Source organism: Methanosarcina sp. UBA5 (assembly GCF_002505485.1).
Lineage (GTDB): Archaea > Halobacteriota > Methanosarcinia > Methanosarcinales > Methanosarcinaceae > Methanosarcina.
The window spans coordinates 1-12,316 of sequence record NZ_DAVG01000068.1 but is presented as its reverse complement, the minus strand read 5'-3'; the positions used below and the strand labels follow the sequence as shown (position 1 = coordinate 12,316).

10 protein-coding genes, 3 tRNA genes and 1 pseudogene are annotated in these 12,316 nt (G+C 41.0%); 6 read left to right on the top strand and 8 right to left on the bottom strand.

Going from position 1 to position 12,316, the window contains the following annotated elements; translation table 11 throughout:
• Positions 1-238: 238 nt before the first annotated feature.
• The 8 genes from BP621_RS06785 to BP621_RS06750 form a co-directional block, all read right to left on the bottom strand.
• Positions 239-1,531, bottom strand: coding sequence for an O-acetylhomoserine aminocarboxypropyltransferase/cysteine synthase family protein (locus BP621_RS06785; protein ID WP_292388692.1), 1,293 nt, complete (start codon positions 1,529-1,531; stop codon positions 239-241).
• Positions 1,524-2,906, bottom strand: coding sequence for an O-phospho-L-seryl-tRNA:Cys-tRNA synthase (gene pscS / locus BP621_RS06780; protein ID WP_292388691.1), 1,383 nt, complete (start codon positions 2,904-2,906; stop codon positions 1,524-1,526). The genes BP621_RS06785 and pscS overlap by 8 nt, the downstream gene beginning before the upstream one ends.
• Positions 2,907-3,418: 512 nt before the next feature.
• Positions 3,419-3,489 (bottom strand) — tRNA-Cys (locus tag BP621_RS06775).
• Between the two features lie 152 nt (positions 3,490-3,641).
• Positions 3,642-3,712: transfer RNA gene (locus BP621_RS06770), tRNA-Cys, on the bottom strand.
• 259 nt (positions 3,713-3,971) lie between these two features.
• On the bottom strand, positions 3,972-4,436 hold the full coding sequence (locus tag BP621_RS06765) for a hypothetical protein (RefSeq protein ID WP_292388690.1): 465 nt from the start codon (positions 4,434-4,436) through the stop codon (positions 3,972-3,974).
• A gap of 658 nt (positions 4,437-5,094) precedes the next feature.
• Complete coding sequence (locus BP621_RS06760) at positions 5,095-5,643, bottom strand: NifB/NifX family molybdenum-iron cluster-binding protein (RefSeq protein ID WP_292388688.1); 549 nt, start codon at positions 5,641-5,643, stop codon at positions 5,095-5,097.
• Positions 5,644-5,671: 28 nt separating this feature from the next.
• Positions 5,672-6,667, bottom strand: coding sequence for a GNAT family N-acetyltransferase (locus BP621_RS06755; protein ID WP_292388687.1), 996 nt, complete (start codon positions 6,665-6,667; stop codon positions 5,672-5,674).
• Between the two features lie 252 nt (positions 6,668-6,919).
• A tRNA-Cys gene (locus tag BP621_RS06750) sits at positions 6,920-6,990 on the bottom strand.
• A gap of 380 nt (positions 6,991-7,370) precedes the next feature.
• Here BP621_RS06750 and BP621_RS06745 point away from each other — a divergent pair.
• The 6 genes and pseudogenes from BP621_RS06745 to BP621_RS06720 form a co-directional block, all read left to right on the top strand.
• Positions 7,371-8,363: a radical SAM protein gene (locus BP621_RS06745; protein WP_292388686.1), complete on the top strand. Its 993-nt coding sequence runs from the start codon at positions 7,371-7,373 to the stop codon at positions 8,361-8,363.
• 244 nt (positions 8,364-8,607) lie between these two features.
• Positions 8,608-9,426, top strand: a complete 819-nt coding sequence (locus tag BP621_RS06740) for an ATP-binding cassette domain-containing protein (RefSeq protein WP_292388685.1) — start codon at positions 8,608-8,610, stop codon at positions 9,424-9,426.
• Positions 9,427-9,432: 6 nt separating this feature from the next.
• Positions 9,433-10,137: a GTP-binding protein gene (locus BP621_RS06735; protein ID WP_292388684.1), complete on the top strand. Its 705-nt coding sequence runs from the start codon at positions 9,433-9,435 to the stop codon at positions 10,135-10,137.
• Positions 10,137-10,808, top strand: coding sequence for a (Fe-S)-binding protein (locus BP621_RS06730; protein WP_292388683.1), 672 nt, complete (start codon positions 10,137-10,139; stop codon positions 10,806-10,808). Before BP621_RS06735 ends, BP621_RS06730 begins: the two co-directional genes overlap by 1 nt.
• 25 nt (positions 10,809-10,833) lie before the next feature.
• Entirely contained in the window at positions 10,834-12,078 is a 1,245-nt protein-coding gene (locus tag BP621_RS06725) for a methanogenesis marker 16 metalloprotein (RefSeq protein WP_292388682.1), read from the top strand.
• A gap of 36 nt (positions 12,079-12,114) precedes the next feature.
• Positions 12,115-12,316, top strand: a pseudogene (locus BP621_RS06720) (tRNA 4-thiouridine(8) synthase ThiI); the annotation flags it as partial.

Genomic DNA, 12,316 nt, shown 5'->3' with positions numbered 1-12,316 from the left:
AGCCCCTCTTGATAAGTTCGGTCCCGTATCGTAATTTTTCAAAGTCCATGAATGTCATCCTTGTTTTTCAGTTAAATATTCCAAAAAAAGTTGATAAAAGTTGATACGACAAAGTTAATTGACAAAGCAAAATTACTGAAAATAGATGAGTTTTACCTCATCAATTTACAGCGTTTTTAATGCCTTTTTGTAATGTAAGATATAAATTAGCCTTGGTGCCAGAGAGCAATAATTAAAATTACACTTTCTCAAGAGCCTGTTCCAGATCTGAGATTATATCTTCTATATCCTCAGTACCTATAGAAAGGCGTATGTAATCTGGCTTAACTCCATTTGCTTCCTGCTCGGCCGGGGTTAATTGTTGGTGTGTGGTACTTGCTGGATGGATAACAAGACTTTTGGAATCTCCTATATTCGCAACGTGTGAAAGCAGTTTCACAGAATTAATAAATTTTTTACCTTCTTCCACGCCACCTTTCACGCCGAAACCTAGCAATGCGCCATAACCACCTTTGAGATACCTTGACGCAAGTTCATGGCTTGGATGATTCGGTAAACCGGGATAATTGACCCACGAGACTTTCGGATGTTTTGATAGGTATTCTGCTACCTTGAGGGCATTCTCTGAGTGCCTCTGTATTCTCAGGTGCAGTGTTTCAAGTCCCTGAAGCAGCAGGAACGAGTTAAAAGGGGAAACCGCGGCGCCAGTATCTCGAAGGAATTGCAGCCTTGCTTTGTAGACAAATGCTATGTTCCCAAGTCCAGGGAAGGCTGAAAATGTGTCCCAGTATTTCAGGCCGTGATACTCTGGATCAGGATCTGTGAATTCCGGGAACTTACCATTGTTCCAGGCGAACTTTCCAGAATCGACTATAGAACCGGCAATTGAGTTTCCATGTCCGCCAATGAATTTGGTCGCGGAATGCACAACGATATCAGCTCCATGTTCAATAGGTCGGACAAGCCCTACAGCACTTGTGTTGTCTACTACAAGCGGAATCCCGGCTTCATGGGCAATAGCTGCGATTGCCTCAAAATCTGGAACATCAAGTTTTGGGTTACCCAGTGACTCAATATAAATAGCCCTGGTTTTCTCATTAATAGCTTTTCGGTATGCTTCTACATCAGTTGAGTCTACAAATATCACTTTTCTTCCAAGCTTAGGAAAAGTATAACTGAAAAGTTCATAGGTTCCGCCGTAAAGATTATTTCCGGATACTATTTCATCGCCTACTCTGGTAATAGTTAACAGGGCATAGGTTATTGCTGCTGAACCGGATGCAACTCCAAGAGCTCCAGTCCCACCTTCAATGGCAGCGATGCGCTTTTCGAACACATCAGTAGTGGGATTCATGATACGTGTGTAAATATTGCCAAGCTCTTTGAGCCCAAAACGATTGGCTGCCTGATCTGCATCCTTGAATGCATATGAGGTAGTCTGATATATAGGTACTACAAGTGCTCCTGTAGTTGGATCCGGGTTCTGCCCGGCATGAAGGGCGAGTGTTCCTAATTTATAGTTATTAGTCATTGGAATTTTTCTCCTTGTTTACCTGAAGGTTGTATTTCTCAGCGATTTCCTGGAATGTGTCTACTACATAGCGAACTTTCTCCCATGAAAGCCCGTATGTATTAAGTTTCCACACGCGTGTAGCTCCTGCAAATTCTCCGACAATGCCCTTGCTTGAAAGTTCATCTGAAAGGAAGAAACCTCTGCGTTTGTGCTCCTGAGCTATAAGATCGAAGCTCTTGATAGTGTCAACTTTGGAGAGGGTATGTTTGCGTGGATATTCTGAGACGACTTTACTACCTTCAATAGCAAGCAAACCATCGATTAGATAATTCGATTTTTTCAACTCGTCTTCCCAGTTATTTACTCTCTCCTTGACTGTGGGGAATGAAGCCATCATACCTAGCAATGTTGAGCCCATCAGTGTGCAGCCAAGCATTTCAACTTCTTTTACACCAAATTTGCGTTTGGTTAGATCACCCGTCATCTGAGTTGTACGGAATATCTTCGGAGCCCACTCCTCGGTTGTTGCCAGTACTCCAGACGGTGCAGGAGATGCCATGCTTTTGTGGCCTGAACCTACAATAAAGTCTGCACCGATATCTTTTCCATCAACTGGCCTTACTCCAACAGTATATGCCCCGTTATACAGGAAAGGAATGTCATACTGGTGGGCAACTTTTGCAATGCCTTTTACATCATGCTCATTTGCATACTGGTAATCAAAGTGATCGATCATTACCAGTACAGGTAATTTACCTGTTTCCTGCTTAACCGCTTCAATTTTCTCAGCAGTAGCATCTGCAGTCACAATATTGTGCTCGTTTAAGGGAACTTCTCGAACTATTCCCCCTGCTCCCTCTACTGCAAGAAATTCAGTATAATGAGCAAGAGCTGAGACTATTACAGAATCACCTTTATTGACCAGAGAGGATGTCACTGCCTGGAATCCTCTCCTTGCACCTGGTACTACTCGAGCAACGTCCATGTTAACGAAGCTTGCAAGTTGTTCATGAAATGGAGCAATAGGTGGACTGCTTATTTTGTCCAGCCTGAAAGGTTTGCGGCAGGCATCACAGGTGGAGTAGCCATCGCCGTATGCTATGAGAGCTTTTCGGGCTTCGGGTGTGAGCCTTCCTGCTGCCTGGATTGGCTGTATATTGATGTGTGTTTCTTCTCTGGACCGAATATCAATATTATCAGCTATTTTTCTTATTTCCGGAGTTCCGGTGTTGTTTTCGATATCATCCAGAATTTTTCTGACCCTATTTACATTTTCTTTAATGGTGTTTTCTTCTTCTGGACTTGTGGTATTTGGAAGCCTTTGTCTAAGTGTCTCCCTAATATCTTCAAGGGCAAAAAGTGCCTCAAATGTTTTTTGTGTTCTTATATCCATATACTACCCCTAAGCTAAGACCCGGAATCGAACCGGGATAGAATGGAGTTGCAATCCATCGCGTAGCCTTTCCGCCATCTCAGCATCTTTTGTAATCTTGTTATTCTTTGTGATTTTGTTGTTCAATACTCCGTTCAATACTCCTATTCCGCAGATGCACACAATTGAGGGGTTATCTGCCTAGTATCCTGTATAACTGATACCGATTTAGGAGGCTATACCCATATTGATAAACGGGTATTTTTTTGTGCACTTCTGCGGAAAGTGAGTTTTACCGATTTGGTTGTGAGTTTTGCTATTTGAGCTTGGTCTGTTCATCTACAACTAGGAGTTTTTCATATCTTGTAAATTGAATCACTTGGTGACTGGCACCTCCAAGCTTCACAATTCTGAAGCTTGCACCTGCCATTTGTTTCTGTTATAGTTTCTTTATGTTGAACCTCCTTTAGGGCAAAAATCCCTAAAATTTTCTTGCTAAAAGTTTTCCTGTTATATCCGCAAGAAAACTTTCAAGCCAGAGCCTGGAATCGAACCGGGATTAATGGATCTGCAATCCATCGCATAGCCTTTCTGCTACCCTGGCATTCCGTGTTCACAATTGTGAACTAACAACACGTCATACTCATTTTTAATATATAAACCTGCTTTTTGAGGCAAAATGTGCCTTTTACGGCAAAGAGAAACTGAAATTTTTCTTCAAAAGCTTCCTTGTTTATATTTACAAGAAATCTTTCAAGCCAGAGCCTGGAATCGAACCGGGATTAATGGATCTGCAGTCCATTACGTAGCCTTTCCGCCATCCTGGCATCAATTGTTCACAATTGTGAATGCATAGCACGTCATAATCATTTATGATATTTAAACCTGCTTTTTGGAGAAAAACTAATTCAAATATTTCTCATGTTTGATGTCAGAAGTAAAATTAAAGAAGAATATATAACTGAATATACAATTTAGGAGAATACTCAATATTAAAAAAGAGTTTTCTTTTCGAAACCATTATGTTACAGCGAATTTTCATAACAAAAAAGAAAATAGGAGGTTATGGATTTTATATTGCTTCAATCAACAACAGTATAAGGAAGTTATGGTTTCGGTTATATCTGGAAACATAGGGTGAGTTAATGTGCTATTGGACTCTATGACAAAGTTCCCAGACAACTCCGTATCTTTTTTATTTTCTGTTCTTAGCTGTCTGCGCATTTTGATCCCTGTTCCTGAAATGTGATATTTATTGAATATCTGCCACAGCCGGGATTTTCCTTCTTCAAGGAGATCGTTCTCATTTTGAGCGATCTTCTGTTCAATCATATTAAGAGGGCTGGTTCTAACTTCAAGAGATACATACTCCACTGCAAGAAGCACATGATACATTGTACGCAAGAGAATGTAGAATCCAGTTAGATCAAGAGCTTCCCAGAATATTTCAACTGTAAGCTCATCATCAAGCTCCCTCCATACTTCTTCAACAATATTTTCATTCAGATCGAGGGCAGAACTCCTTGTTCCGTCAACGATCTCTCCTTTCATACTTTAACCTTGTTGAGTTCATGCTTTTACCTTCTTTAAATTAATTTATCTGTTCTATTATTTTTTCAATTTTTTTATCTTTTTCAACTTTTTTGATTTTTCCAATTTTTTCAACTTTTGTTAAATTTTTCACTTTTTTCTATTTTTTCCAATTTTTTCAGAGGATTTCCGGATAGTTTTCAGGGATGACAGCTCAAAATATTTCTGTCCCCTTTTATCTGGAGAGCCTCAAGCCAAGATCCGGACTCGAACCGGAATTAATGGATCTGCAGTCCATTGCGTAGCCTTTCCGCCATCCTGGCACAAGTGTTCACAATTGTGAATTGACAAAACATCCTATTCATTATTAATATTTAAATTTCGTTTTTAAGGCAAAAAGTACCTGAAAATTATCTGTATCCTTAGACTAAGGATGTAAATTGCCTGTTTGATAGAAAAAAAGCAGTTGTGCAACCTCCCGATTTCAACACGAATTTGAAGATTATCTTGCGGGCTCAAGAAGTTAAATAGGGATTGTTGCATAGGAATTGTTGCGGCTCAAAAATACGTTTATAATATCACAGTATCCATACTTTCATATCTGGAAAATTATTATATTTGCTAAACATTTGTGAATCATAGTTTGGAAATAAGATGATTTTGAACCACTGAACTCTGATTATTCAACTTCTAAGATATTTTTTAAAGCTTCATCAATAAAGTATGGAGCTTCAACTGGCTTGATCCCTTTTTTCCTTAATTCTTCTTGCGGCCTGCTGCCAATTCTGGAGCAAAGCAAAGCCTCACAGTCAGAAATCAAAGAAATTGTTCTGCTCAAAACCTCATCTGCATGCCCGTGATCCGCCGAGCCACATAAAGGTATAGTCTCTCTCACTTCTAAGAACTGTATTTTACCACAATCATCAACTTCAAATATAAAAAATCTAGATGCTTTTCCAAAATGCTGGTTGATAACCTTGCCATCACTTGAAACAACAGCGACTTTCACTTTTTCATCTCCATTTTTCCTGTTTAAAAGTAAAAATATAAATTTTACCTTTTTAAAGGTTAAATAAAATTTGTTTTTATTAGTTGTATGCGGATTACATGCATTAGCAAGATATATCTGTAAAGAAAGGAGAAAACTCGTAATTAAAAATATTCCTGATTTTTGATTTCCTCCGTGTATAATTATTTTTTTGGGGAGCTTCTCATTTTCACATACCAACGGCTCAAAAATAACCTCAATTTTCCTATTAAGTCACTACTTTGTATAAGGCTTTGAGAATTGAATATTTCTTGCTTTCTAAGGTTACACTGTAGTAAGGTACGAGTTTGGGAGAAAAGCCCATAATATAATCCGCATACTTGGGAACATTTCCTGCCATAACATTCATGTATTCGAAATTTCTGGACTGCAAGTCAAGGAACTCGTTATAGTAAAGGAGAGCATTGGATCCTCTCAGGTTAAAAGCCGGATTCCGGGCAGAAGACCAGCCAATCGTACTTTCTTTTCCGTAAAGAGTCAAATGTGCTGCAACGGCTTCTCCTTCTGGAGTTTCGGACACAAGCATGTAACCGATATCTTTTTTTTGAATAAGGTCAAAAACCTTTTCGAAAAACCTTTTGGGTAGTGGTGTTTTTAGGTTCTGCCTCTCATATGTTTTGGAAAGCAGACTATAATAAGTTTCAAGATCATTCCATATCTTTGTTTCAAGTCCTACCTTAAATACAGACTTGAGATCCTTCCTGATTGTCCTTGATATCTTATTATCGACATCTTCCTTCAGATCCAGGTGATGGGTATAATGAACCTTTGAGCCCCAGTCATTCCAGGTAAATGATCTGATATCCTCAATTCCCGGAGAGAATCTCAGGTGAATACTATCAAAACCCTGTCTGCACAGAAATTTCCTGAGTGCGTCAAAGATTTCGTGAGTTTCCTGCACTCTTTTGCTTGTTTTGGCGCTGGAACTTTCTTTTACAAGAGGTCCACAGTAATCAGTCATATTACTGGTCGAAGATGCCATTTTTAGAATTCCTTTGAAGTTCCTAACAAATAGGGGACACCCGCCTACAAGCTCATCGTTTCTGAAACAACCGTAAATTCTAAGGTCCTTTGAAAGAACATTTCTGTAAGTTTCCAGCCAGTCACTCGTATGAAAAAGTGTACCAGGTTGAGCTTCTTCAACAAGCAAGTCCCATTCTCTATATTCGGACGGCACTAATTCTCTAACTTCAATATCAGTCATTTTGAATCCCGTTGAATAAAAGTTTGTTTTTCTCGTAATAGATTCAAACCTACACAGTTGAGAAAAGAAATCAATAGTACCAGATTTAAGTTGCTAGTATCAGATTTAGGTTGCTTAAATATCAACATACTCAATAAGGTTATAAGTACCTGTTTTTGCTATTAATTTACTGTTGTTTAAATCTCCCAAGAGTAAAAAATCCTAAGACTTTCTTGTTAAAAGTTTTCTGCGAAGGTTATGAGAAAACTTTTAAGCCAGAGCCTGGAATCGAACCGGGATAAATGGATCTGCAGTCCATTGCGTAGCCTTTCCGCCACTCTGGCACAGGTGTTCACAATTGTGAACGCACAACACGTCATACTCGTTTCTGATATTTAAACCTGCTTTTTGAGGCAAAATATGCCTTTTACGGAAAAGAGAATTTAAAATTTTATTTTAAAAGCTTCGTTACTATATTTACAAGAGAACTTCTAAGCCAAACATTGGAATCAAACCTAATATAAAATAGATCTTTTTCAATTTTAATATCCATATTTTATGATTAATTGGAATTGATCATAAGCTTTTTAAGTTTACAATTGTTAATATTACACAGTTCACAATTGTTAATTAGTTTGGTTTACAATTGTAAACACTACTATTAGTACACATTAACTGTACTGAGCAAATACACTGAGTATTTTGCTTTCTGAAGTGCATAATTATGGACAAGGAACTAAATACAAATATTAAGGCAGCTCTGTTAAGTGTAGGGAGTGTTCAGGTAGATGATTCCCTTTTTCCTGATAAACTTGAGAGCAAGGCTACAGCTGGCCCCGGAGCAGGTGGCTCCTCAATTTTTCTGAAGTCAGGAAACCGAAGGGTGAGGCTTACAATCAATGATGCATCTCCTTTGCGTGTAGTACCGGAAGATGAGCATGTGGTAGCTGTTAAAGGCGATGATGTAGTTGCCAGGGGGGTACTTGAACGTCCGCTTTGTCACTGTCCGGAACAGGCATACATTACGTTATCTGAAAAATGTGTATATGATTGCCAGTTTTGCCCGGTACCAAAAATGAATGGCGGGATAAAGGACAGTACAAAAGTTCTCCAGATGGTTGAGGAAGCTTATGCAACAGGTGAACTGAAGGCGATTTCCCTTACCAGCGGTGTAGCTGTTTCGCCAAAGAAAGAAGTCCAGAGGGCGGCAAGTATCATAAAGCAGCTCACACGTGAGTACGATCTCCCAATAGGTGTCTCGGTCTATCCCACAGCAGGTTCATCAGAAGAACTTTATTCTGCAGGCGCATGCGAAATAAAATACAATGTTGAGACTATGGACCCTGAGCTTTTCCGCCGTTTCTGTCCAGATCTTTCTCTTTACACAGTTCTTGATGCTCTCGACACCGCAGTGAATGTTTTCGGCAGAAACAGGGTCTCTTCAAACTTCATAATCGGCCTTGGGGAAAGTGATGAAACCGTCCTGAAGGGTATCAAGCTCCTTACGAGCCGATGTATAATTCCAATTCTCAGACCTATTTCTCCCAACCCTCTGAGGAAAAATGTGAAGATCACAAGGCCAGACAGTGCACGGCTTTTAAAACTTGGAGGTATTTTGAAGGATATGCTTGACCGTGAGTCACTCTGTGTCGATAAATCGCGAACAATGTGTCTTCTATGCACTGGCTGTGACCTAACGCCTCATAAAGACATTTAAGCACATAGAATCAATTTCAGCACAATTTTGAGGAGCAGATAACTGTTTTTCCATCTAAATCTTGCAATAATTTCCTGAAATTATTATTGAGGAAAAATTGTAGGTTTGAATTAATCTATTCTTTCCACTATTTTATTATTATTTTCCTATAAAGGATACAATTTACTCATTTTTTGGCTTTTAAGGATATATTTATTTATTTTGCGGAAAGATTTATAACTCACAAATCTTCACAATTGTGTACATGACAAAGCAATTCACTCTTACGGTTCAATCTGGGAAAAACAGATTTGGAGAACAGGAAGGATTTGAAACCATAGAAATAAGACCAGGGGATACTCTTGCAATTGTAGGCCCAACTGGCTCAGGAAAGTCAGCTTTAATCAATGATATTGAAACTCTTGCGCAGGGAGATAGTATTACAGGCAGACGAGTCCTTATCAATGGTCAGGAGCCCCCCGAGTCCTTTGTACGGGAACCAGCCTCCAAACCAATTGCCATGATAACCCAGAATACCCGTTGTCTGGCAGATCTCTCAGTTGAAGAATTCCTGCGAATGCATATCAGAGCACGGAAACCAGGAAGAGAAGACTTGCTTGAAGAAACAATAAATCTTGCAAATACATTTACAGGTGAAGCGATCAGTCTTAAAAGCAGGATGAGTGGTTTATCCGGAGGACAAACCCGGTCTCTTATGATTGCAGATGCCCTTGTAATCGGCGATACCCCGATACTTTTGCTTGATGAGATTGAAAATGCAGGTATCTTCAAAGATCGGGTTATTCAGTCTCTTCACGGAGGAACCAAAGCAGTCATCCTTGTAACACACGACCCTTATCTTGCTCTTACAGCAGACAGGCGCATAGTGATGAAGAATGGGGGAGTTGCGTCTGTAATCGAATCGACTGGAGAGGAACAGTATCTTATTGAAGATCTTGCTTTAATCGAAGACAGGCTCCATCAAATCAGGGAAAAACTCAGACATGGAGCTGATTTTTCATCCTTATCTTCAAAAGTCTTGATAACCCCAGCCAGACAAAGTCTCCAGTTGAACAGGGTGTGAGCCCAAATGAAGCTTCTCATTATTGCCGGTCCTCCAAGTGGAGGAAAAACCGCTGTGATCCGCCAGGTTATAAAAAATCTTCCTGAAGGATCACTTCCTGCCTTCCTGAAGATCGATGTTGTACATGCGACAGAAGACCAGGAACTTGCAGAAGAGTTTGATATTCCTGTCAAAAAGATCTATTCAGGGGACGTGTGTCCTGACCACATGGGAATTCTGGTTCTTGACGACGCATTACGCTGGGCCGAGAGCATCTCAAGAAATATCCTTATAATTGAAAGCGCAGGGCTCTGTCTCAGGTGTACTCCATACACGACTTATTCTCTTGGAATTGCAGTTGTTAGTGCGATCTCAGGAACCAATTCCCCGCTCAAAATGGCCCCTTTGCTTGCTCTTGCAGATGTGGCAGTTGTTACCAAGACTGATCTGGTGTCCCAGGCAGAAAAGGAAGTTTTCAGAGAAAGTATCCGAAAAGTTGTCCCGGAAATTGACATTGTAGAGACAAATGCAATTCAGGGAACCGGTTTACGATATCTGATGAGGAGGATTGCCAATCACCCGGCTATAGGGCCTGACCAGATAAAGCTCAGAGGTGCACCTCCGCTTGGTGTATGTACTGTATGTATCGGGAAAAAAGAAATTGGATGGAAAAACCACTTTGGAGTCATCCGGCCGCTGGATATGCCAGAGCCCTTGTACAGAGGTGACTGATGGTGAATAAATGGGATCCCCCTGGCAAAAACTGTGGAGCTTGCGGCTCTCAAACCTGTTCAGATTTTGTTGATCGGCTTGAAGCAGGATTAACAGATTTGGATATGTGTCCATTCTACAGTATAGAAAACACCGTAGAAAAGACAGTGAGTCCTGAGAAAATTGTGAGCCGGGAAAATCTAGCGATCCAGACAAGAAACATCACTTATTCCGGTATAGATGTGGCTGGAAAAGAATACGACTTCGTTCTCCTGCCATTTCCGGATGAACCGTCAGCCCGGAAGTTTATAGTGCCTTTCAGGGCAGACCTTGTAGAAAAATGGGATATCAAAAAAGGAGACCTCGTAACTGGCCGTCCGGCAGGTCCGGGATGCCCGGTATACCATGCTTTGAGGGTTCTGAGCGCAAACCCGATTACAGGCGTAATTGAATGCCATACCGTAGGTCCCATGGTTGCTAGAAAAGAAGATGCCCATGATATTCAGGCATACCATGTGCACGCTTTTGAAGGAATTGCCAGTACTATAAAAAGACCTCCTGTGTTCGGAACCCGTCAATATTTTCTTCCTGGCAACTGTATGATAGGGCTTGCACATACTGCTCTGGTGAATATGTGTTTTCAAAAGCCTTCTGGACTTCACGTTCGGCTTGAGGACATCAGGATATTATGAAGACTATTGAAAAGATCGGGATACTATGAAAACGATTGAAGAGATAAACGAGAAGATTGCAAACAAAGAAGCCATAATCCTTACAGCTGTCGAGCTCAAGTCGATGGTTCGTGAAGGCAAAAATGTGACTGTTGACGACGTGGATGTGGTCACGACCGGAACGTTTGGCGTGATGTCAGGAACTATGGCAGTTATGATGGTGCCAGTAGCCGAAAAGTGCAGTTTTGAGAGGGCGGATGCAATATGGCTGAATGGCGTGCCTGCTCAACCCGGCCCCTGTCCGAACGAAAGGCTCGGGGTTGTAGACCTTGTGATAAACGGGACAGCACATGCAAATGACCAATACGGGGGAGGACACCTTTTCCGGGACCTTGTAAAAGGAAAAGCCGTTGACGTGCTGGTAGAAGCACACGGAAGGCATTATGAAAACCAGGTTACGCTTGATGAGATCAAATTTGCCAGGATCATTACCACAAGGCTCGCGTTTAAAAATTACAATGCACTGATAAATCCAGCTTCTCCAACGATTAACACTATCTTCTCTGTGACAGGCCTGACAGGTCCTTTTACGGAAACAACGGTATCAGGATGTGGAGAAATAAATCCTCTGCAGAATGACCCCTCTCACAGGTCAATAGGTGTGGGTACAAGAGTTCTTTTAAATGGTGCACCCGGTTATATCATGGGAAAAGGAACCAGAGCCAGCCCTGATAAGCCGAACGTCTCAGCCTATGCAGACATGAAAGATATGGACCCGACCATGATGGGAGGGATGAAAACCGCACACGGACCTGAATGCTTGACCTCACTTGCAGTCCCTATCCCTGTCCTTGATGAAGAGATTCTTTCAGGATTAAAAATTTTGGACCAGAATGTCCCTCTACCAGTAGCAGACGTAAACGGGCGCACTGCGCATGCAAAAGTGAATTATGGGAATATATGGGGAGGCACTGATAAAGTCATTCGCATCGAAAAAGAAAAGTGTCTGCACCATCCGGACTGTGCCGCAATGCGCACCTGTCCTACAGAAGCGATTTCAAATGATTGTGTTATCAACAGAGACCTTTGCATCAACTGCGGAACCTGTACACTTCAGTGTTCTGAAGGAGTATTCCGTGCAAGACTTGGGTCTATAGAACTGGCTGAAGGAACTATCCCTGTATCCCTGAGGCAGTCAGATAGGGCAAGGGCAGAAAGGCTATGTACCATGCTTAAGAACCGTATCCTGGAGCATGAGTTCGTACCTACAAGGATGCTTGAACCTCTCTAACTTGGGCTATTTATTGATATACGGTTGGTATTTTTCATGGTAAAAGAAAAAATTGAATCTGACATTCGTACCCTTCAGGAAAACAGAGGCATCCAAAAAAATGGTGCTGAAAAATGTGATTGTTCGGATTCTAAATCCTCTTACTCCGGATATAGGGTTCAGACAGAGGTGGTTATAATCCGCTATGGCGAACTTGCCCTTAAAAGTACCGGAGTTCGAAACTGGTATGAGAAAATTC